At 65.4% G+C, this 20,973-nt stretch carries 23 protein-coding genes and 3 pseudogenes; 14 read left to right on the top strand and 12 right to left on the bottom strand.

The window, feature by feature from the left end; all coding sequences use genetic code 11:
* Positions 1 to 564 precede the first annotated feature (564 nt).
* Positions 565 to 1,383, bottom strand: coding sequence for a response regulator transcription factor (locus tag A5752_RS02950; protein WP_197500531.1), 819 nt, complete (start codon positions 1,381 to 1,383; stop codon positions 565 to 567).
* A 1,692-nt stretch (positions 1,384 to 3,075) separates the two neighbouring features.
* Here A5752_RS02950 and A5752_RS02945 point away from each other — a divergent pair.
* Positions 3,076 to 3,780, top strand: a complete 705-nt coding sequence (locus tag A5752_RS02945) for a DJ-1/PfpI family protein (RefSeq protein ID WP_082963719.1) — start codon at positions 3,076 to 3,078, stop codon at positions 3,778 to 3,780.
* Positions 3,780 to 4,682, top strand: a complete 903-nt coding sequence (locus A5752_RS02940; RefSeq protein WP_067081844.1) for a haloalkane dehalogenase — start codon at positions 3,780 to 3,782, stop codon at positions 4,680 to 4,682. The genes A5752_RS02945 and A5752_RS02940 overlap by 1 nt, the downstream gene beginning before the upstream one ends.
* A 31-nt stretch (positions 4,683 to 4,713) precedes the next feature.
* On the opposite strand, the gene rnhA is transcribed toward A5752_RS02940, so the two are convergent.
* From rnhA to A5752_RS02925, 3 genes are read right to left on the bottom strand one after another with little or no spacing between them, the layout of a single operon-like run.
* Positions 4,714 to 5,166, bottom strand: a complete 453-nt coding sequence (rnhA, locus tag A5752_RS02935) for a ribonuclease HI (RefSeq protein ID WP_067081841.1) — start codon at positions 5,164 to 5,166, stop codon at positions 4,714 to 4,716.
* Positions 5,167 to 5,201: 35 nt separating this feature from the next.
* Complete coding sequence (locus A5752_RS02930; RefSeq protein ID WP_067081837.1) at positions 5,202 to 5,849, bottom strand: VOC family protein; 648 nt, start codon at positions 5,847 to 5,849, stop codon at positions 5,202 to 5,204.
* A 22-nt stretch (positions 5,850 to 5,871) separates the two neighbouring features.
* Positions 5,872 to 7,551 (bottom strand): sugar porter family MFS transporter, encoded by a 1,680-nt coding sequence (locus tag A5752_RS02925; protein ID WP_286159380.1) that lies wholly within the window; start codon positions 7,549 to 7,551, stop codon positions 5,872 to 5,874.
* Between A5752_RS02925 and A5752_RS02920 the strand changes: the two are divergent.
* A pseudogene (locus A5752_RS02920) lies at positions 7,481 to 7,816 on the top strand (Kelch repeat-containing protein); the annotation flags it as partial. The gene A5752_RS02925 and the pseudogene A5752_RS02920 sit on opposite strands and share 71 nt — an antisense overlap.
* Here the strand turns inward: A5752_RS02920 and A5752_RS02915 are convergent.
* Entirely contained in the window at positions 7,809 to 8,420 is a 612-nt protein-coding gene (locus A5752_RS02915) for an FHA domain-containing protein (protein WP_067081832.1), read from the bottom strand. The pseudogene A5752_RS02920 and the gene A5752_RS02915 sit on opposite strands and share 8 nt — an antisense overlap.
* Before the next feature lie 56 nt (positions 8,421 to 8,476).
* Positions 8,477 to 9,463: a hypothetical protein gene (locus tag A5752_RS02910; RefSeq protein WP_067081829.1), complete on the bottom strand. Its 987-nt coding sequence runs from the start codon at positions 9,461 to 9,463 to the stop codon at positions 8,477 to 8,479.
* A gap of 238 nt (positions 9,464 to 9,701) precedes the next feature.
* On the opposite strand from A5752_RS02910, the gene A5752_RS02905 reads away from it, so the two are divergent.
* On the top strand, positions 9,702 to 10,703 hold the full coding sequence (locus A5752_RS02905; RefSeq protein WP_067081826.1) for a helix-turn-helix transcriptional regulator: 1,002 nt from the start codon (positions 9,702 to 9,704) through the stop codon (positions 10,701 to 10,703).
* Here the strand turns inward: A5752_RS02905 and A5752_RS02900 are convergent.
* Both A5752_RS02900 and A5752_RS02895 read right to left on the bottom strand, forming a co-directional pair.
* Complete coding sequence (locus tag A5752_RS02900) at positions 10,664 to 11,443, bottom strand: STAS domain-containing protein (RefSeq protein WP_067081856.1); 780 nt, start codon at positions 11,441 to 11,443, stop codon at positions 10,664 to 10,666. The two genes, A5752_RS02905 and A5752_RS02900, sit on opposite strands and share 40 nt — an antisense overlap.
* Before the next feature lie 41 nt (positions 11,444 to 11,484).
* Positions 11,485 to 12,351: a TIGR03619 family F420-dependent LLM class oxidoreductase gene (locus tag A5752_RS02895; protein ID WP_067081823.1), complete on the bottom strand. Its 867-nt coding sequence runs from the start codon at positions 12,349 to 12,351 to the stop codon at positions 11,485 to 11,487.
* Positions 12,352 to 12,417: 66 nt separating this feature from the next.
* Between A5752_RS02895 and A5752_RS02890 the strand changes: the two genes are divergently transcribed.
* Positions 12,418 to 12,684, top strand: a complete 267-nt coding sequence (locus A5752_RS02890; RefSeq protein WP_067081821.1) for a DUF4235 domain-containing protein — start codon at positions 12,418 to 12,420, stop codon at positions 12,682 to 12,684.
* 29 nt (positions 12,685 to 12,713) lie between these two features.
* Here the strand turns inward: A5752_RS02890 and A5752_RS02885 are convergent, their stop codons facing one another.
* Both A5752_RS02885 and A5752_RS02880 read right to left on the bottom strand, forming a co-directional pair.
* Positions 12,714 to 12,986, bottom strand: coding sequence for a DUF4873 domain-containing protein (locus tag A5752_RS02885; RefSeq protein WP_231983312.1), 273 nt, complete (start codon positions 12,984 to 12,986; stop codon positions 12,714 to 12,716).
* Positions 12,983 to 13,885, bottom strand: coding sequence for an AurF N-oxygenase family protein (locus A5752_RS02880; protein ID WP_067081815.1), 903 nt, complete (start codon positions 13,883 to 13,885; stop codon positions 12,983 to 12,985). The genes A5752_RS02885 and A5752_RS02880 overlap by 4 nt, the downstream gene beginning before the upstream one ends.
* Positions 13,886 to 14,013: 128 nt before the next feature.
* On the opposite strand from A5752_RS02880, the gene A5752_RS02875 reads away from it, so the two are divergent.
* Both A5752_RS02875 and cobF read left to right on the top strand, forming a co-directional pair.
* Positions 14,014 to 15,066 carry a YihY/virulence factor BrkB family protein gene (locus A5752_RS02875; RefSeq protein ID WP_067081812.1) on the top strand — a complete coding sequence of 351 codons (1,053 nt, stop codon included), beginning with the start codon at positions 14,014 to 14,016 and terminating at the stop codon, positions 15,064 to 15,066.
* A gap of 16 nt (positions 15,067 to 15,082) precedes the next feature.
* Positions 15,083 to 15,859 (top strand): precorrin-6A synthase (deacetylating), encoded by a 777-nt coding sequence (gene cobF / locus A5752_RS02870; protein ID WP_067081809.1) that lies wholly within the window; start codon positions 15,083 to 15,085, stop codon positions 15,857 to 15,859.
* 40 nt (positions 15,860 to 15,899) lie between these two features.
* Here cobF and A5752_RS02865 read toward each other — a convergent pair whose 3' ends face one another.
* Positions 15,900 to 16,373 (bottom strand): nucleoside deaminase, encoded by a 474-nt coding sequence (locus A5752_RS02865; protein ID WP_067081807.1) that lies wholly within the window; start codon positions 16,371 to 16,373, stop codon positions 15,900 to 15,902.
* Between the two features lie 40 nt (positions 16,374 to 16,413).
* Here A5752_RS02865 and A5752_RS02860 point away from each other — a divergent pair, with 40 nt between their 5' ends.
* The 3 genes and pseudogenes from A5752_RS02860 (at position 16,414) to A5752_RS27865 (ending at position 17,686) form a co-directional block, all read left to right on the top strand.
* Positions 16,414 to 16,806, top strand: coding sequence for a phage holin family protein (locus tag A5752_RS02860; protein ID WP_067081804.1), 393 nt, complete (start codon positions 16,414 to 16,416; stop codon positions 16,804 to 16,806).
* A gap of 16 nt (positions 16,807 to 16,822) precedes the next feature.
* Positions 16,823 to 17,065 (top strand): annotated as a pseudogene (locus tag A5752_RS27870) (DNA-formamidopyrimidine glycosylase family protein); the annotation flags it as partial.
* Positions 17,066 to 17,218: 153 nt separating this feature from the next.
* Positions 17,219 to 17,686: a zinc finger domain-containing protein gene (locus tag A5752_RS27865; RefSeq protein WP_231967336.1), complete on the top strand. Its 468-nt coding sequence runs from the start codon at positions 17,219 to 17,221 to the stop codon at positions 17,684 to 17,686.
* On the opposite strand, the gene A5752_RS02850 is transcribed toward A5752_RS27865, so the two are convergent.
* Entirely contained in the window at positions 17,679 to 18,245 is a 567-nt protein-coding gene (locus A5752_RS02850; RefSeq protein ID WP_082963714.1) for a chorismate mutase, read from the bottom strand. The genes A5752_RS27865 and A5752_RS02850 overlap by 8 nt on opposite strands.
* A gap of 41 nt (positions 18,246 to 18,286) precedes the next feature.
* Between A5752_RS02850 and A5752_RS02845 the strand changes: the two genes are divergently transcribed.
* From A5752_RS02845 to A5752_RS02830, 4 genes and pseudogenes are all read left to right on the top strand, one after another.
* Positions 18,287 to 19,036, top strand: coding sequence for an SDR family oxidoreductase (locus A5752_RS02845; protein ID WP_067081798.1), 750 nt, complete (start codon positions 18,287 to 18,289; stop codon positions 19,034 to 19,036).
* Between the two features lie 64 nt (positions 19,037 to 19,100).
* A complete protein-coding gene (locus tag A5752_RS02840; RefSeq protein WP_067081796.1) occupies positions 19,101 to 20,090 on the top strand; it encodes an SDR family NAD(P)-dependent oxidoreductase in 990 nt (329 codons plus the stop codon).
* 68 nt (positions 20,091 to 20,158) lie between these two features.
* On the top strand, positions 20,159 to 20,536 hold the full coding sequence (locus A5752_RS02835) for a hypothetical protein (protein WP_067081793.1): 378 nt from the start codon (positions 20,159 to 20,161) through the stop codon (positions 20,534 to 20,536).
* 165 nt (positions 20,537 to 20,701) lie between these two features.
* A pseudogene (locus A5752_RS02830) lies at positions 20,702 to 20,973 on the top strand (13E12 repeat family protein); the annotation flags it as partial.

Genomic DNA, 20,973 nt, shown 5'->3' with positions numbered 1-20,973 from the left:
CTGCAGTCTCGTGGGCTCGGAGATGTGTATAAGAGACAGGCATCCTGCAGTTTCTTACCGGGCGGCCGTTGCGCCGCCCGGTAACCAGATATCTGACGAAATGTAAGGAGCTGAACCACATGTCGCACAACAATGTGTTCCGCCGTGCCGCCGCCGGCTCGGTGCTGACCGCGTTCACCGTGGCGTGCGCAGCAATGGGCCTCGGCGCAGCCGTCGCCAACGCGGCGCCACCGCCCCCCTGCCCGCCCGGAGCGCCCTGCGGAGCCGGACCGGTCGGCCCCGGACTAGCACCAGTCGGTCCCGGGCCCGGTGTGCCGCCGCCAAACCTGGGCCCGGGTGGTCCCGGACCGGCTCCGTGCCCGCCTCTGGCGCCCTGTCCGCGCCGGTAGGAGATCGATCCGGACGTGCCCCGGGGCAGCGATGCCCCGGGGCACGTCGCATGCTGGGCTCGACTGGCGGAGACGCCGTCCGAAATCCTGGTGCAGGCGGTCTCGACGACATCGACCGCGGTTCAGGTGGCAGAGGTCTCACCCCGCGCTGGATCAGCGGTCAACCGTCGGACTCCTAGGACCTGACAATCCGTTCGTCACGGAGGGGTCGGCCGGCGGCCTCGTCGGAGTGAGACGTGATCGATGGGCGTAGGACGTAACCAGTGCCCCGTAGCGTGTGGATCGTCGGAACGCGCCCGTAATCGATACGCCGACGGAGGTACGACACGTAGAGCTGAACCTGCGCCGGCCGGCCCGTGTACTGGTAGTGCCACACCCGCCCGAGGATCTCTTGCGTGGACAGCGGCCGAAAAGCGTTACGAACGAACAATCGCAGCAACTTGAACTCAGTGGGCGTGAGGATGATGGTGTCACCATCGCGCGAAACGTGACGGGTGTCTTCATCGATGACGAGGTCGCCGACGGACGCCATCGATTGCACGCTGGCATGTGTGGCACCGTTGTCCCGGAGAACACGCCGTACCTGAGCCAGTGCATCTTCGATGCTGAAGGGCTTCGACATGCAGGCGTCGCCGCGGACATTCTTCGCCGTGGGACGATGGGCTTTTTCCTGCAGGAGAATGACCGACATTGTCGGATGGCGCTCGCGCAGGTGCTGCAGCGGCAGGTTGCCATCCATGTCCGGCAGTCGAGGATCGAGGATGATGACGTCTGGCCCGAGCTGACGCGCGGCCGACATCGCCGCGGCGCCGTCGTATGCCGTCATGGCGCGGGCGCCTTCAGAATCGAGCGCGATCAACAGCATTTCGGCCACGACGGGTTCGGCGTCGATGATGAGTATCTTTACTCGTCTGGTTTCGGATTGGTCCCAGCAGAGGCGCGTGACCCGTGTGATCGATGACGAGTAACGCGCCATAGCGGGGTCGGAGTCCACTCCAACCATGTTCGCTGGCAGCCGTGTGCAACCGCTGTCAGTGTCGTATCCGTTTCCTGTGAGATTGCACAGTGCGAGCGAATCGGAACGGCGGGCCGGCGAGAGGCGTGCGCCGAGTCGTCTCATCGGTACGAGCCGAGACCTTGTCGTCCTCCTCTTTCCGGCACCGCGAACGTACGGCGGCGAGAATACCGAAGACCCACATCGATTTTGACGCACGGAAGAAACATCCAGGGCCGTCGAAGACGATATATCGAAAGCCTCCTGACGGCTCTGCTATTACGCATAACCAGTTCATAGCTGGGAGACACGAACTACTCATGGGAGGCGCATAGCGTCGGCGAATGTCAGACAGCACAACCACATCATGGAGGTTCCGGTGAATAGAGTGAAGACTCGAATCAGCGTTGCGTCCGCAGCGGTTTTCGGAGGGCTAGCCTTGGCTGCGATCGGCTTCGGAGCGGGCGCGGCCAGCGCCCAGCCACCGCCACCGCCCGGTCCCGGGTTCGGTGCAGGGCCGGGGCTGTGCCTGCCGTTGCTGCCGTGCCCCGGCGGGCCGCCGCTTGCGCCACTGATGGGACCCGGCCCCGCCGGTCCAGGACCCGGCCTGCCGGGCCTACCGATCGGCCTTCCCCGCTTCTGAGCGCAGACTACGACCACATGTAAAGCGGGTGCGACCGGCGAGGTCGTATCCGCATTGCACATCAGGGCGCCCTGTGCGGTGTGGCACTTTGGACACCAGTCCCGAATAGCTTCCGGCTGACAGCCGTGGACGAAACCCATCCGGTGCCACTCATGGCGGGGTGACCATTCGACGGCAGCAAGGCTCATGTTCCCAATAGCGTTCCCAAGCGAGACGAAAGGCCTCCGGAGATTTCTCCGGGGCCTTCCTACCGAGTAGCAGGGACAGTGTCTGGTTTCACGACATAGTTGGCATCTCTGTTGTCGTGGGAGACCGGCCACGTCAAAGGCGCAGCTCATCATCACCGCCGTCGTATTGGAGGTACGCAGCAAAAGCGAAGTGGCGCAGCGACTGTCGACTCCCACACCGCGACCGTCCTGTAACTGACCAGCGGTGCGTCGGTGATGTCGACCGGCGGCTTCGGCTGTGGCGATCCCTAACCCACCTTGGAACAGCTTCAGGGCTACGTCGCCGAGGGCCAGGTTCGCTACTTCGTCGTCGGCAAAGGAGCGGGCGGACCTGGCAGGCCCGGCCCGGATTTCGAAGGTGGACCTGGACACGGATTTCAGTCCGGCACCGGCGCCTAGATCACCGACTGGGTCAGACAGCACTTCATGGGCCCAAGACATCGCGGCACCGAGGTGTACGACCTAGCTCAATAGTCCAGGAATACCGCACACTTCGCATACTGCACCTCCGCCAGTTAGGTGGGAGTAGATCAGCGCGAGACGGAGCCCGCCATCTCCGCAAGTCCGGCGGCCAAGCTGACGAACGGAGCGTAGCCGAGATCGGATCGCCGGGTCGCTGAACCTCTGACTCGACCGAGTCTGTGCCGCCGAACGTCGTAATCGGCAACATCTCGGCGGTCATTGGCCATCTGGCCGGTGTCCCTCACTGAGCACGGGCGCTACGTTCGAGTCGCCTCCAGTTGAAGGGACTTCGATGCCAGACATTCCCAACACGTTCGGTCAGGAAAGTTCAACGCACGCGCGGCCTTCCGGATGTGCAGCGTGACCGCCGTTACGTCACAGGCCAATTGGAAGCCCAGCGTGGCGATGATTCCGTTTCCAGGGCTGACGATGCTGGACCTCATCGGGCCATACGAAACGCTTCGCCAACACACCGATGTGCATCTCCTCGGCTCCACCACCGAGGAGTTTCTCTCGGACAGTGGTGCGCCCTTCCGCGCGACCGAATTGCTCTCTGAGGCAGCCGATCACTACGACGTCGTGTTCGTTCCGGGCGGCAGCGGAACGGCCGATGCCATGCGGGACCCGCAGATCATCGACTTCCTCGCCACCCGTGGCCCACGGGCACGCTACGTCACGTCGGTCTGCACCGGATCGATGGTGCTGGGCGCCGCCGGCCTGTTGGCCGGGTACAGGGCTACGACGCACTGGTCGATGTTGGACGCATTGCCCTTCTTCGGGGCGATACCGGCCGAAGAACGCGTCGTGATCGACCGCAATCGGATCACCGGGGGTGGCGTCACGGCAGGAATCGACTTCGGGTTGACGCTTCTCGCCGAATTGTTCGACGAAGAAACGGCGCGCTATGCGCAACTCCTTCTGGAGTACGACCCCGCCCCGCCGTTCGACGGAGGATCGCCACGGTCCGCGACCCGAGACGCAGTTCAAAGCGTCAAGGAGTACGTCGCGGAGCTGATGAGCATCTGCCAAGGGTTCGCCACACAACATCCGGGCAGGAGCGCCTGATGCCTGGGGTCAAACCGTACGGCCACCTGCAGTACAAAGAGATCAACGGTAAACGCATGGCCTATATCGACGAGGGTCAGGGCGATGCCATCGTGTTCCAACACGGGAACCCGAGCTCGTCGTATCTGTGGCGCAACGTGATGCCTCACCTGGAAGGGCTCGGCCGACTCGTCGCCTGCGATCTGATCGGGATGGGCGGCTCGGACAAGCTGGATGATCCCGGCCCCGACAGCTACCACTACCGCGAGAACCGCGACTATCTGTTCGCGCTGTGGGACGCACTCGAACTCGGCGATCGCGTGACGCTCGTGCTCCACGACTGGGGTGGTGCCCTGGGGTTCGACTGGGCCAACCAACACCGGGACCGCGTCGCGGCCCTGGTGCACATGGAAACCGTCTCGGTCCCGATGGAGTGGGACGACTTTCCCGAAGAGGTCGCCAAGATGTTCCGGGTGTTCCGTTCGCCGGAGGGCGAGGAGATGGTGTTGAACAACAACGTCTTCATCGAGGGCGTGTTGCCGTCGATCGTGTTGCGCGCCCTCACTGACGAAGAGATGAGCTACTACCGGCAGCCATTCGTCAACCCCGGCGAGGATCGACGCCCCACGCTGTCGTGGCCCCGCGACGTCCCGCTCGCCGGGGAGCCCGCCGAGGTGGTCGAGATCATCGAGGCGTTCGATGCGTGGTTGGCCACGAGCGATGTCCCGAAGCTGTTCGTCCGCGCCGATCCCGGGGTGATCCAGAGCAAGCAACGCATCCTCGACATCGTGCGCAGCTGGCCCAATCAGACCGAAATCACCGTTCCTGGAACACATTTCCTCCAAGAGGACAGCGCGGACGAGATCGGCAGGGCCATCGCTTCCTTCATCCACACCGTCCGGGCGGATAATTCCCAACGCTGAGGCAGGACCCGCCTCTTGCAACCACCAGCGGTCAGCGCGCCGCTAGCAGGGCTTCCTGTATCCCGCGCGTCGCGAGCACGTCGGCAAGCTCGTTGTCGGCGACGCCCGAATGGCCCTTCACCCAGAACCACTCGATTCGATGCGGCTTACACGCCAGCTGCAGCCGTTGCCACAGGTCGACGTTTTTCACGGGCTGCTTGGCCGCGGTCATCCAGCCGTTGCGCTCCCAGCCGAGCACCCACTTCGTGATGCCGTTGCGGACGTACGTGCTGTCGGTATACAGGTGCACCACCACCGGACGGGTCAACGCCTCCAGCGCCATGATCGGGGCGGTCAACTCCATGCGGTTGTTACTGGTCTGCGCCTCGCCGCCGTACATCTCGCGCACATGCGTGCGTTGACGCAGCACCGCACCCCAGCCGCCGGGTCCGGGATTGGGCCGACACCCGCCGTCCGTATGGATCACCACGACGTCGTCTGCCATGGCCAGAGAATAGGCAACGGCGTCGAGTCGACGGCTCAGCGACGCGCGGGGGCCGAGATCATCGCCGTGCGGACCGACATGCCGAACGCCTGATGCCGCAGTGTGGTGATCCGTCGTCCGGGCTGCACGGCGTCCTTGACGGGTGCGGTCCGGTCGCCGAGGAACGCCGCGGTCGCGTCGATGTCGGCGACGACGTAGGTGATCCCCCAGAGCGTCGACGGTGCTTCGCTCGTGGTGCCCGGAGAGCCGACGACCTCGACGATCACCTCGCCGAACCGGAAGAAGACCTGGCGGATCGGATTGCCGCCCAATTCACCGTCGCGTTCTCGTCGCGGCGCGACGCCGATGCCCGTGAACGCCTGGACGGTCCGGTCCAAATCGGGGGAGAGCACGACGACGTGGTCGATGGCGGTGACGCCGTTGGCATGTTCGGCGCCCGAGGTGGGCGGCGCGTTCGATGCCGTCGTCGGGATTCCGTCGACTTCGGAAAGTGCGGCGTCCGAGGGCAATCCGCTCAACGACCACCCGGCCATTCCGCTGCCCCCATCCGAGCCGACCAACCGGACGCGCACACCGCCCACTCGGCAGGTGTCATCCGCGTCAACCGTGAATCCGGCCCGACTCCAGGCATCGGCCGGATCGGCGACCACGATCTCGTCGATGTTGACGGCTGCCGATGACACCGCTCGAGTATGGCCTCTGCGCTCAGCGGGCGAAATCGGCGGGGCGGAACTGGCCGTTGCTCAGCTTGCGTTCGATCTCCTCGAGGCTTCTCCCCGTCAGGTCGGGCATCCGGAAGTAGACGAAAATCCATGCGGCGACGTTGAACAACCCGTAGAGCCACATGGTCGGCCCCACCTCGATCGCGTTGATCAGAGACAACAGGGTGAGCGTGATGATCAGGTTGGTGCCCCACAGCGCCGCGGACTGCGCGGCGGTGCCGGCCGGTCGCACGGCCAGCGGATAGGTCTCGGATCCGGTCAGCCATCCCATCAACTGCAACCCGCCCGCGTTGAAGAGCATGAACACGATGAGGCAAACGATGATGAACGGCACGGAGTCCCGCCCGCTGTTGCCGGTGACGAACAACGTGCCCAGGACGAACAGGCTCAGCGCCGCACCGGGAATCATGATCAACGTGAGCCGCCTGCGGCCGACCCTGTCGATGATGGACAGCCCGACGAGCTGAGCCACCAGATAACTCACGCCGAGCCCCACCGAGACCTGCAGCGCGACCGATTCCGAGAATCCGTTGTCGGTCAGGATCGTCGGCGAATAGTAGATGATCATTTCGATACCGCTGAGCTGAGTGAAAATCGCTATGCCACAACCGAGTATGAGCGCCGGGCGCACCCACCGCGCGCGCAGCCCCGGCCATCCCCGCGTCTTGGCGGTCTCCTCTTTGCGTACCAGCTCCGCCATCTCGTCGAGTTCGCCCTCGATGTCGTAGCCCGACGGCCGAACCCGGTCCAGCACGTCACGTGCCGTATCGCGATTGTCGTTCTTGACCAACCACCGGGGGCTCTCCGGCAGCCGCAGTAGCAGACCGAACATGATCGCGGCGGGAACCGCGGCGATGCCGATCGACCATCTCCACGGGATCGATTCCGTCGCACCGACGATGGTCGCGATCACGATGCCGACCCCGATCGCGATCTGGAAGCAGAGCACGAGCCGGCCCCGGTACTTCGGCGGCGCCAGTTCCGCGACGTACATGGGCGCGGTCTGCGTCGCCCCGCCGACGGCGAAGCCCAGGACCAGCCTTCCGAGCGACAACAACTCCGGGTTGGGGGAGACCGCGCACCAGAGCGCGCCGACGACGAACAGGACGCCGAGCATCAGCAGCGTGCCCTTGCGGCCGCGTTTGTCGGACAGGTAGCTGCAGACCAGGGCTCCGATAACCGCCCCGAGCAGGATGCTGGCGGCGATCAGCTGCTTCCACCCCTCGGCGATGCCGAAGTCCTTCGTGATCTGCAGCAGCGCCCCGGAGATGATGCCGGTGTCGTAGCCGTAGAGCATCCCGGAGACCGCTGACACCAGTGCGACGATGACAACCGCTCCGGTCAGTTGTCCCGGTGTCTTGGCTCGCGCGTCATCCGAGCGTTCGGTATCGGTGGCACTCATCAGCCGCGGCTCCTTGAATTCATGAAGGTGCGGCACCGTGTTACCCGAGCCGGGGAAAAAGCAAACTCGCAGGTGCGCGGGGTCGCGTCCCGCGGCGCCGGCACCGGCGTGCCGCTGGGCAATGCGCTGACCCTTTGCCGCCCATAAGTCGCCGTACGGCATCGAAGATGGACTGTCGAAATCCGGCGTCGCCGACGAGAACACTGCGGCATTCGAGCGTTTCGACCCGGCCAGCGGTGAATGGACGAAGCTGCCGGACATGCCGACTCCGCGCGGAAGCTACGGCGCCGCCTTCATCGACGGCCGGATCGTCGCGGTGGGCGGCGAGGAGCCGACCCGCGTGCTGGCGACGGTCGAGATGTACGACATCGGCAACGGCAGGTGGACGACGGTGGCGCCGATCGGAACTCCGGTGCACGGTCAAGTGGTGGCCGCGGTCGGGGAGACGGTGTATTGCATCGGAGGCGCCGACCGCCCGACCCACGAGGGCCCGGTCGCCACTGTCGAGGCTCTCGACTTCACGTAGCGCGCAGTTGCGCGAGCGTCACGGCGCCGCGCCGCAATGCCTCGTTGGCCAGCCTGACCCGCCGGTCGCCTTCGGCGGGGATGGCGAACTTGTCGTAGAGGTTCTGCAGATGCTGTTTGACCGCGGCCTCGGTGACGAACAGTTCACCTGCCATTCGGCGGACCGAGGCGGGTTCGGGGAACGGGTCGTCGGACACCAGCGGCCGGCACAGGACGATGAGCACGTCGAGTTCGCGGTGGGTCAGCCTCGGCGGGGGCTCGACGCCCTGAGCCGTGACCGTCTCCTCGTCGAGCTTGCCGTCCGCGCTGTCCCTGACCTCCCAGAAGATCAGCCGTGACTTGCCGAGGCGCACCTCGTCGCCGGACCGCAGCACACGTTCGGCGGTGATCCGCTCACCGTTGAGAAAGGTCCCGTTGCGGCTCCCGAGATCCCTTATCGACCAAGCGAACCCGAGGTTCTCCAGCACGGCGTGCAACCGTGAGACGGTCTCGTCGTGCTGCAGCGACACCGCGTTGGTCGTGGCCTTACCGAGGGTCACCCGGTCACCGCTGAGCGGAACCAGCTCCCGCCCCGACGGTCTCGAGATTTCCAGGTGCGACGACATGGGACCTCCTATCCAGGCAATTCTGGCTCAGACAGGAGGTCTCTGGTCGACGAACGCTACGGCCGGTTGGTGAACATCTTGTAGGCGCGAACGACCCGCCTGGCCGGTGCCGTCTCGAACAGTGGCGGCCAGGGCCATTCGTTGCGGTCGCGTCCACGCGGCGCCTTGAGGAACGCCAGACCCAGCACCAGCCCGAAGATCAAGTGCCCGACCAGGGTGATCGTCACGGTCGCGACGTTCAGCGGAAACATCATCTCCTCGCCGCGCGGGGCCAGCGCGACCGTTGCCATCAGCCCGGCCCACGTCGGGAACACCGCGAAGGCGACCGACGCCAGCACCGCGTAGACGTTCTTCCACCGGTCGATGCCCAGCGCGAACGCGACGACGAAGAACGCGACGCCCAGCCCGCCGCCGTCGCCGATGTAGCGCCAGACATAACCGACCGCTGCGCTGCCTGCCGTGTCGGGCTCACCGGTGACGAACGATCCCATCACCGGGATGAAGTCGCCCATCAGGCCCAGCACGTGCACCGCGAACAGCCGAGCGGCGTCGTAAACGATGCACGCCACCATGCCTGAGATCAGGCCGCGTCCGACAAAGATGTCCATCCGGTGCGGGGCAAAGGCGATCAGCGCACCCAGCACTGCGCACAGTGCGATGACGATGATCGACGTGACGTTCTGGGGGACCAGCCCGAACACGTCGACCGAGATGCCCAGGATCGGCATGGACGCCAGCAGCATCACCAGCGAGAGCCGCGCGATATCCCACTTGGTCGGCGCCTTCTTGACCGCGCTCAAGTTGACGTAGCGCTGCCTCACTGTGTTGGTCACCTTGGCGACGACAGGGAGGTCGATCGGGCGCAGCCGCACCGTCTTGCCGTCGAAGGCGCTGGTGGCCTTCGGCAGGGGCTTGGCCTGCGGGGCGATCGGGCGCAATCGCGTGGTCCTGGCGTCGCTGCGCGTGACCGGCAGGTCGCCGAGGCGCAGCCGCACGGTCTCGTCGCGGGCGGACTTGTTCGTACCGGTGGCTGTCGTGGTCATCGGTTCCTCGAGTCATCAGTTATAGGGACGCGTCAATGCTCGCGAGCACCGACAGGCCGCGAAATCGCCCGCGAGTGAGCTTTCTGCCCAATGAGGGAAGGGATTTCTATCCGCGGGGTAAGGGGCGGAGGCGACGCGCGGGCAGCGGATTCTCTTTCGTTTCGAGACCCTTCCGCTGGGTATGCTCCAAACCACTGGAGCTGAGACAACAGCTTCGCTCTGCGCCTCCCTTCATGAGGTGAGCAACATCAGTACTTCAATCGACGAGACGTGCCGACTCAAGCGCTCACAGGTCGAGATCAGCAAGCCAGCCGATGCCGCCGAGTTCCTCGAGGACATCTACGGCGTCAAGATGAGGCTGTCGCACAAGGCTCCGCCACACTGTGAAGGGCCGATACTCTCCCATGCCCGCGCCACAGTCGGTCCGCTGACCCTTGACGAGATAACTGTCGTCGGCCAGGCAGAAATACGTCCGGATCCTCTGAACAGAGTGGCCGTTATCTGGCCAACCGCGGGCCGGATCGCCAGCGCGTGCGATGGCATCAGAACCGAAGTTGCGGCGGGCGAGGTGGCGATGCTGGCTCAACCGCATCTGCCGCACACGGCGCTCTTTGAGAATGCTCATTTCACGGCGGTGCTCATCGATGCCCGCGTCGCTGCCGGCGTGGCGGCAGGACTCCCCGGTTCGTGTGCGCCGCTGCCGATTCGCTTCAGCAGCTTCTCGCCGGTGGACGACGCCGCCGCGCAGCTGTGGAAAAACACGGTCCGCTACGTGAAGGACAGCGTGCTCTCAGACGATTCGCCCGCAACGCCGGTGCTTGTCGAGCAGGCCAGTCGACTGATGGCAGCGGTCACGCTCGAAACTTTCCCCAACACGGCGACGGCGTGTCCGAGTTTGCATCTCCGCGGCGAAAGTCAGCCGGTTCTACTGCGGCGCGCGATCGAGTTCATGGAGGCGAACGTGCACAACGACATCGCGCTGGCCGATATCGCTGAAGCCGTCCATGTGACACCGAGAGCGGTCCAGTACATGTTCCGGCGCCACCTCGCCACGACCCCGCTCCAGCATCTGCGCAGGATGCGGTTGAACCACGCGCACCAGGAACTATTGGCGGCTATCAACGGCCAGACCGTCACTGAGATCGCGGCACGCTGGGGCTTTGCCCACACCGGACGGTTCGCGGTCCTCTACCGCCAGACCTACGGACAGAGCCCGCACGTCACCCTGAGCAGTGCTTGATCAGGGAGGGCGTTCTCCGGCCCCATCAGTGCCCACACCGTCTTGCCCGAACTGGTCACCGCGTTGCCCCAGCATCGACAGAGGGCGGCGACGATGAACAACCCGGTCGGGCTCGCAGCGGCGGTGGCGGCTTCCCGAAGCACGGCGGGGTCATGGCTTCCGTCGGTGACCGCGATCGCGATCGTCGCCCCATGGCATTCGACCCGCAGTTCCGGCTGACTGTCCGTGTGGCGCAGCACGTTCTCAACAAGGGTGGTCGCCACGACATTCGCCGTCGGGATCATCCGGGTGCGTGACCAAGCGGTCAGCCACTGAGTGGTCAGCTCGCGTGAACGTTGCAGGCTCGCCAGCGCTGCGGGCAACTCGGCACGCGCCCGCCTACGCGTCGGTAATCGGCGGTCGATCTCCGCTACTTCAAATGCGGCGTCGAGGTCGGCGAACAACGGCACATGGCGGGTGACACTGGTGCGGTTGATCACGGCTCGAGTCGACGCATCGGAGCACACCAGGAAGAGCGGCACACCGGGCCACCGCTCGACATGCCACCGGGCGCTGCTGAATACGGTCCAGGCCGAGCCGGCCGGTGCATCCACGCCGGAGACGTCGATCAGAACCGCGTGCGGTTCCTCCAGCGCTGCCTGAACGATCTGGTTGCGGAGTTCGCAGTAATTGTTGCTGTCGACCACGCCGCTGATGGTCAGCACCACTGCCGACCCGCGAATGGTTCGCGACATCTCCATCGACTGCATTGCGCCGTCGATTACCCGAATCGGCGGCGGGATCACACTTTCGCGATGACGTTTTCCGCGAACTTCTCCAGGTGGCGGATCTTGCGGTCGAGCGGTTCGGTGTCGGGGCCTGTGATGTAGGGGACCCGGAATCCGACGATCACGTCGGTGACGCCCTTGTCCTCGAGCCGCTTGATGCCGTCGGGCGTGTAGGCGTCCGCCGAGATCACATGAATCTCGAATGGTGCGTCGCGGCTCTCTTGCTCGCGAAACTGCTTGAGCTGTTTGAGGAGTCGGTCCAACTCTTCTGCATCACCGCCGCCGTGCATCCAGCCGTCGTTGCGCGCCGCGCGCCTGAGCGCGGCGTCGGCGTGGCCGCCGACGAGGATCGGAATCGGTTCGGTGGGTGCCGGCGTCATCTTCGTTTTGGGGATGTCGTAGAACTCGCCGTGGAACTCGAAGTACTCGCCGGTCGTCAGGCCCTTGATGATCTCGATGCACTCGTCCATCCGCCTACCGCGCTTGGCGAACGGCACGTCCATCAGTTCGTAGTCCTCCGGCCACGGACTGGTGCCGACGCCCAAACCGAGGCGATTACCGAACAGCGCCGCCAGCGAGCCCGCCTGTTTGGCCACCAGGGCCGGTGGCCGAATGGGTAGCTTGAGGACGAAGAAGTTGAACCGCAGCGTCGTGGTGACCGCGCTCAGCGCACCGGCGAGCACGAACGCCTCGATGAACGCCTTGCCGTCGAGGAATTCGCGGCTACCGTCCGGGGTGTAGGGGTACTTCGAGTCCGACTCGAACGGATACGCGACGCTGTCGGCGATCGTCATCGCGTGATACCCGGCCGCCTCCGCGGCTTGCGCCAGGGGTATGTAGTACGTCGGGTCGGTCATGGCTTCGGCATAGGTGAACCGCACCGGGTGATAATAGAACGTGTTCTAGTTCGGGGTTTGAGCATTGGCGCATCGGGAATCTCGTTCGCCGTGAGTGCGGCCAAGACGATTTACAAGCCCCTGTCGATCGCCAGCAGCGTTGCCGGCGGGATGATCGCGGGCCAGATCTTCCAGCAGATCTGGCAGCGCATCAGCCCGGACGATGAAGAGCCGGATCCGAAGGACCTCAGCCGCTCGACGCGCGAGGTGTTCATCGCTGCCGCGATCCAGGGTCTGCTCGCCGGCGTGGTTCGGGCAGCTCTGGCCCGCGGGCAGGCCAAGGGGTTCGCGGCGCTGACCGACGAAGATCTGGACTAGTCGAGACGAACTCCGGGTCAATCGGAGAGCTAGCCGCCGAGCGGGTACGGCGGCGCGCCGACGCCCGCGACGCAGTGCGTGCCCCAAGGCGTCACCTCGGTCAGGTGGCCCTCTGCGGAGTGGTGGCCGATCGAGATGTGCACGGGTTGGGGCAGGCGCACATCGGATGTCAGATCGAAAACCATGCCACGCCAGTGGTATCTGCCGTCGATTGGGTCGACGTGGCCGACGAGACGCACTCGGACGCCGTGGTCCGTGTCGTGCATCCGGAGCGCGGCGACCCCGTCGTACATGTCACTCATCGCGGTAGGAAACCGCTGCGTCGCCACATCCGGCGGGCGATCGGCCCCATCAGCCCGACTTCTTCGAGGAAGGCGGCCAGCGGCGCGAAACCCGTCACCTGCGTCTCGAGGCGGTGTGGACTGCGGCGCGCGATGCGCCGCGTGGACCGGGGGTTCAACCCGACGCGCTGGTACTGCACCTTGTTGGTGAACAGGAAGCGGAAGAAGTAGCCGCCGAGACCGTTGATGTTGGACAGCACGAACTTCGGCAGTGGTCGCATGTGCGGGACCCGTTTGCGTAACCCGTCACGGGCGAACTGGATGTGCCGTGCTTCTTCGGTGACGTGAATCCGCATGAGTCGCTGCACGATCGGTTGCAGCTCGTCGTCGTCCATCATCTGGCGCTGTAGCGAGTCGAAGATCTCCTCGCCGATCAGTGCGGCCACCCACAGTGCCGCGCCCTGGAAGACGAACGGCAGCGCGTTGATGATCACGCGCTGATACCACTTGGGCCATATGGGCTTTACGCCGACACGCTCGATCGCCTTACCGAACATCACCATGTGTCGGGTTTCGTCGCCCAGTTCGGTGAGCTCGTAGTGGGTCGCGCTGGCGGTGGGATCTTGATGCATCATCTTGCGCAGCAACGACTGGTTGAGGATGTTCTCGAACCAGATCCCTGCCGACAGCGTGTTGACCAGTTCCTGGCGGGAGAGTTCGATCTGCTGCTCGCGGCTCATCGTGTCCCACAGCGAGGTTCCGTACAGCGAGACGACCTTCGGCGGGAGGTAGAACTTGTCGGGGTCCAGCGGCGCGTCCCAATCAATGTCGACGACGGGCGCGTACGACTTCTTCACCGAGCCACGCAGCAGGCGTTCGGAGAACTCGGCACGGCTGGGGTGCAGCGTCGGGTTGGTCATCGTTGACGTCCCTTCGGTGACGGTCCTCTCAAGGTAGGCAGCCGACGGCGCTCTAGTCAATACCTCCGGTACCGCATACTTGCGGTACTGCTCGCGTTTGGTGGCGGTGCCCACGGGTACCGGGGGGTATGCGCACCGACGAGGCCGACACGTCAACTGAGGCCCCCGACCCCGACGATCCCCGCAAACCGGAGTCGCCGACCGACCTCACCCGGCCCTCGCTGATCTACGCCATGCGTAAGGCCATCCGGGAGTTCCAGAGCGATCAATGCACGGACCTGGCCGCGGCGCTGACGTACTACGCGGTGCTGTCGATCTTCCCCGCGCTCGTGGTCATGGTGTCGTTGCTCGGGGTCTTCGGACAGGGCCGACGCACGGTCGACGCACTGCTCGACATCGCGGGCGATGTCGCACCGGCGTCCTCGTTGGACAGCCTGCGCCCGACCGTCGAGCAACTCGTCAACTCGCCGACGGCCGGGTTCGCGTTGGTGGTGGGCATCATCGGCGCGCTCTGGTCGGCCTCGGGTTACGTCGGGGCGTTCGGTCGCGCGATGAACCGCATTTACGAGATCGACGAGGGCCGGCCGGTGTGGAAGCTGCGGCCGGTGCAGCTGCTGTTGACGTTGGTCGGCCTGGTGATGGCGGCCGCAGTGGTGTTCCTGCTGGCGATCAGTGGCCCGGTGGCACGAGCGATCGGCGATGCGATCGGGTTGGGCGACGCGGCCGTCACGGCGTGGAATGTGCTGCGGTGGCCGCTGATCCTGCTGTTCGTCGTGGCGGCGGTCGCGATCCTCTACTACGTCACGCCCAACGTCCAACAACCGAAGTTCCGCTGGATCAGTGGCGGCGCCGCGCTCGCGATCGTCGCGTGGATCCTCGCGTCGGTCGTGTTCGGGCTCTATGTCGCCAACTTCGGCAGCTACAACAAGACTTACGGCGCGCTGGCGGGCGTCATCGTGTTTCTGCTGTGGCTGTGGATCACCAACCTCGCGCTGCTGTTCGGCGCGGAAGTCGACGCCGAGGTCGAGCGCGGCCGTCAGCTGCAGGCCGGTCTGCCCGCCGAACACGAGCTGCAGCTGCCCATGAAGGACGACCACAACATTCGCAAGGAGCAGGCCGCCGAGAAGAAGGACGTCAAGCGCGCCAGGCGGCTACGTCTGTCACGCGGCCGCAAACACTGAAGGCATACTCGCGGGCGTGACCCGTCGAATTCACGTCATCGGTATCGGTGCCGGCGACCCTGACCACGTGACGGCGCAGGCGGTGGCGGCCCTCAACGACACCCAGGTGTTCTTCGCGATGGACAAGGGGTCCCGCACGCGAGGAGGACAAAGTGCAGAAGCGAAAGACGACCTGGTGGCGCTGCGACGGCACATCTGTGAGCGGTTCATTCGCGAGCCCGGATACCGGTTCGTCGAACTACAGGATCCGCCCAGGGTCAGGGAGGCGTCGGACGGACCCGCGTACCGGAAGGCCGTCGCCGACTGGCACGCAGCGCGGGCGCGGGTGTGGGCCGAGGCGATCGAGAGCGAACTTTCCGACGGTGGTGTGGGCGCCTTCCTGGCGTGGGGCGACCCCTCGCTGTACGACAGCACGCTGCGCATTCTCGACACCGTCGCGGGCCACATCGACATCGACTATGACGTCATCCCCGGCATCACCGCGATTCAGGCGCTCACCGCGCGACATCGCATATCGCTCAACGACGTCGGCGAACCGGTGCTGATCACCACTGGCAGGCAGCTTCGCGACACCGGGCTGGCCGGCAGCGCCGTCGTGATGCTCGACGCCGACTGCTCGTTTCTGGCGTGCCCGCCGGAGACCCGCATCTGGTGGGGTGCGTATCTCGGTACGCCCGACGAGCTGCTGATGTCGGGCACCGTGGGCGACGTCGGCCAGGAGATTGCCAGGGTGCGCGCCGATGCGCGGACGCGGCACGGCTGGATCATGGACACCTATCTGCTGCGCGCTTAGGACTGTCGATCGCACGCACCAGATGCGTGAAATCGACCCGTCAGGTGGACTGCGGGTTCCGCTGCATCCACAGTCGGTAGACGTCGATGGCGCTGTCCTCGGGCTGATAGCGCATCGGTAGTCGCCTTTGTTCCCAGCTCTTGGCGAACTCGTCGTAGAACGTGTTGAGCTCGAAGTACTTTCGATCGTCGACGTAGTAGCGCGCATAGTCGTCGCGGGTGGTCAGGAAGATCACCTCGTCGGGGGAGCAGTAATACAGCGAGCCCAGGCACATCGGGCAGGGGTGGGCGAGAACGTAGATCGTCGTGCCGACCAGATGCTCGGTGCCGAGTTTCGTGCACGCCTTTTGGATCGCGAGGATCTCGGCGTGTGCGGTCGGATCATGGGTCTGGGCAACCTGATTGGCGCTCTCGGCGAGCACCTCCCCGTCCTTGGCGATGACCGTCGCGAACGGGCGCCCGCCCTCTTCGACGTTTCGCCGTGCGAGATCCACGGTGCGCTGAACGAAATCCACGGCTGCCCTCCCGGTGCGTCGACTGGTTTAGGCTAATGCGATGTCGTTCCTCTTGCGGGCCGCTTTGACCGGCTTCGCGCTGTGGGTGGTGACTCTCGTTGTTCCCGGGATCAGGTTCGTGGGCGCCGAGTCGCGACTGCAGGAAGTCGGCATCATCTTCGTGGTCGCGGTGATCTTCGGTGTGGTCAACGCGATCATCAAGCCGATCGTGCAGATACTCTCGATCCCGCTCTACATCGTCACCCTCGGCCTCATCCACATCGTGATCAACGCGTTGATGTTGTGGATCACGTCGCAAATCACCGAGCACACCACGCACTGGGGGTTGTTCATCGACGACTTCTGGTGGACGGCGATCTGGGCCGCGATCGTGCTGTCGATCGTGAGTTGGCTGATGTCGGTGCTCACCGGCGGTGCCGCACGACGGAATTGACCGGCACACTGGAGGCATGCCCGAACTACCCGAAGTCGAAGCGCTCGCCGACCACCTGCGCCGCCACGCCGTCGGTCAGACCGTGGGTCGCATCGACGTCTCGGCGTTCTCGGTGCTCAAGACGTTCGACCCGGCGATCACGGCGTTGCACGGCCAGACCGTCACCGATGCCAACCGCTGGGGCAAGTACCTCGGCATGCAGGCCGGCGACCTGCACCTGATCACCCATCTGTCGCGCGCGGGGTGGTTGCGCTGGTCGGACAAGCTGGCGGCGGCCCCGCTGAAGCCGGGTAAGGGGCCGATCGCGCTGCGCGTTCACCTCGGGACCCCAGGCGCCGGTGCGGGCTTCGACCTCACCGAGGCCGGCACGCAGAAGCGGCTCGCGGTGTGGGTGGTCGACGACCCGACGAAGGTGCCCGGTATCGCGGCGCTGGGGCCCGACGCGCTGTCGCTGGGACCCGACGACCTCGCAGGGGTGCTCGCGGGTAACAGCGGCCGGATCAAGACGGTGATCACCGATCAGAAGGTCATCGCGGGCATCGGCAACGCCTACAGCGACGAGATCCTCCACGTCGCGCGGATCTCCCCGTTCGCGACGGCGGCCAAGCTGACCGATGCGCAGCTGTCGGCACTGCACGACGCGATGATCGGAGTGCTCAGCGACGCGGTGACACGCTCGGTCGGTCAGCAGGCCGCGACGCTGAAGGGGGAGAAGCGGTCCGGCCTGCGCGTGCACGCCCGAACCGGCCTGCCCTGCCCCGTCTGCGGTGACACCGTGCGCGAGGTGTCGTTCGCGGACAAGTCGTTTCAGTACTGCCCGACGTGTCAGACGGGCGGCAAGGTGCTCGCCGATCGGCGGCTGTCGCGGCTGCTCAAGTGATCCGGCAATAGGAGCGGGTGGCAGCCGACAGCGCGTGCCGGTAGAGCGGGTCGAGCTGGCGGGCGGTGGCAACGGCGTCGATCGCGTTGTTGAGCTCGAACATGCAGCTCGGTGCGTGCAACGAATCCCACTGTCGCGCAATCTCGTCGACCATGACCTTGTTGAACTCGTCGATCTGCGAACGCGACACCGACAGGTCGGGGGCCGTGTTGGGGGCGGTGGCGGGGTCGAATTTCCACTGGCCGAATCGGGTGTACTCGACGCCCTCGGTGGCCGCTATCTGATCGGTGAAGATCGCCCGGACATAGCCCTGGTCGATCCCGCGCGCGGAGGCGTCGGCGGCTACGGCGTCCAACACCGCGTCGGCGCGCTGACGGTCCGTGATCGATCCGCCGTTGACCCACTTGGCCGCCGCGACGGCGTCGGCGGTGGCCAGCCGCTGCGACGCGGTGTCGACGAGCCGGTACAGCGGCGAGGCGGGTTGTCCGGCGGCGACCCCCTGAGAGAGGGCGACGAACAAGGCCACGAGCAGGAAGGTAGCGCTGCGCACAAGAACCATGTGGTCATTTTGACGGCGATTCCCTCGCTTAGTCTGTCGGGGTGACCCGGCAGAAGATCTTGATCACCGGTGCGAGCTCCGGACTGGGCGCCGGAATGGCCCGTGCGTTCGCCGCGAAGGGCCGTGACCTCGCGCTGTGCGCACGGCGCGTCGACCGCCTCGACGAACTGAAGGTCGAGTTGCTCGAGCGCCATCCCGGTATAAATGTTGCCGTCGCAGCCCTCGACGTCAACGACCACGAGCAGGTGCCGAAGGTGTTCGCCGAACTCTCCGACGAACTCGGCGGTATCGACCGCATCATCGTGAACGCCGGTGTCGGCAAGGGCGCGCCGCTCGGGTCCGGCAAACTGTGGGCGAACAAGGCCACCATCGAAACGAATCTCGTTGCGGCGCTTGTCCAGATCGAGACCACGCTCGAGATGTTCAAGAAGGCCGGCGGTGGCCATCTGGTGCTTGTCTCGTCGGTTCTCGGAAACAAGGGCGTGCCGGGCGTGAAGGCCGCGTACGCCGCTAGCAAGGCCGGGGTTTCGTCGCTGGGGGAGTCGTTGCGCGCGGAGTACGCGCGTGGGCCGATCAAGGTCACGGTGCTCGAGCCGGGGTACATCGAATCCGAGATGACGGCGAAGTCGGCGTCCACGATGTTGATGGTGGACAACGAAACCGGCGTGCGGGCGCTGGTCGGCGTGATCGAACGCGAAAGTGGTCGTGCGGCGGTGCCGTGGTGGCCGTGGGCGCCGCTGGTCCGCGTGATGCGGGTATTGCCGCCGCGACTGATGAAGCCGTTCGCGTAGAGCTTCCGTGTAGAGGCAGGCGCCTCGGGGTAATCCGCAGCGCTAGTTGCTACGGGAGGTTTGAATGAGGGTGCTGTTGACCGGGGGTACCGGTTTCGTCGGGGCGTGGACGGCAAAGGCCGTGGCCGAAGCAGGTCATCAGGTGAGGTTCCTGGTCCGCGATCCGGCACGACTGGAGACGAGCGCCGCGAAGATCGGCGTCGCGACCGACGACTATGCTGTCGGCGACATCGCCGATGCCGAGTCGACAGCCGCGGCGATGGATGGCTGCGATGCTGTAATCCATTCCGCAGCAATGGTTTCAGTCGATCCGCGACAAGCCGACAAAATGCTGCGGACCAACCTCGACGGTGCTCACAACGTGCTCGGTGCCGCGGCCGAGCGCGGACTCGACCCGATCATCCACGTCTCGAGCTTCACGGCGCTGTTCAACCCTGACTGCGACGTGCTGCACGCAGACCTTCCGGTCGTGGGCGGCACCGACGGCTACGGGAAATCCAAAGCGGAGGTGGAGAAGTACGCGCGCGGCCTTCAAGAGAAGGGCGCGCCCGTGAGCATCACTTACCCGGGCATGGTGCTCGGCCCGCCGGCGGGAAACCAGTTCGGCGAAGCGGCAGAAGGCGTTCAGGCCGCGGTTCAGATGCGCGGAGTGCCGGGCCGAGGGGCGGCGTGGGTCGTGGTCGACGTCCGAGACTTGGCGGCCTTACACGCCGCGCTGCTCGAGCCCGGCAAGGGCCCACGCCGATACATGGCTGGCGGCAAACGAGTTCCGATCGCTGACCTGGCGACGATGATCGGAAAAGCGGCGAACACGACGCTGCGGGTGTATCCGATACCGGACACGGTGTTGCGCAACATCGGAAGGGTTGTCGATGTGGTGGGACCGTTCCTCCCGTTCGACGCACCGGTGACCGCGGCGGCGATGCAGTACTACACGCAGATGCCGTCTTCCGACGACTCGCCGAGCGAGACCGAACTGGGTATCACATACCGCGATCCGCAGGAAACGCTGGCGGACACCGTTTCCGGGCTGAAACAGGTGGGCCGGTTGTGACGGTTGCCTCACGTCGCGGAGAAAGTTTGAAGGTTTCAGTAAATCGCTGACGTGGTAGCCCTCAGAACATGAACGTGAAACTGACGAAGATGATGCCCCTGTTGTTCTCGGGCGCCGCGGCAGTTGCGATCGCCGTTGCGCCGGTGGCCGGCGCGCAGCCGGCGCCCCCGCCCTGTCTGAACGCCGATGGCACCCCATGTGCCGGCATCGGCAACATCGACGCCTCTCCTGGCGGCGGTGCCGACGTGAACGTTCCCGGCGGCCCGCAGGGTACCGCTGATGGTGGCGGCGCCCAGGGCGTAATCCCTGGTGGCCCCGGTGGTTCGGCCGGTCCCGGCGGCGCGAGCGGCGCGCTGGCTCCGAACGGACCCGGCGGCACAGCCGGACCCGGCGGCGCGAGCGGATGCCTGCCGAACGTCGGCTGCATCAACATCCCCGCCCCGTAATCACTAGCTGGCTACATCTAGCGCCCAGCCACGCGGCGCACGCTTCTCGGTGAGCGTGCGCCGCGTTGCTTTGTGCGGGGACTCATCTCAATTCACTTGTGTCTCTTTGGTTTCAGTGGTCACAATTGGGGTGATCGTGTCGGGGGGTGGGTTTAGCGTCGGGGTGTGGGTTTCGAACATGTGAGCGAAGTGATTGCGGGGATGGCCGCTCAGGCGTCCGCGTTGATCGCCGAGTCGTTCGACACCTTGAGCACTGCTGAGCAGTTGGCGTTGACCGCCCAGTGGGAGACCTTCACGCGACGCCAAGCGATGGTGGGGCACCGGCTGGTCGCCGGGTTGCAGGGCGCGCCGTTGGCGGAGGTGGGTGAGCACAGTGTGGCCGGCGCGTTGACGGTGTTGTTGCGGATCTCCAAGGCTGAGGCGAGTCGGCGGGTGGC

Origin of the sequence: Mycobacterium sp. 852002-51961_SCH5331710, assembly GCF_001665535.1 — a bacterium.
GTDB lineage: Bacteria > Actinomycetota > Actinomycetes > Mycobacteriales > Mycobacteriaceae > Mycobacterium.
This window is presented reverse-complemented; position numbering and strand designations above follow the sequence as displayed.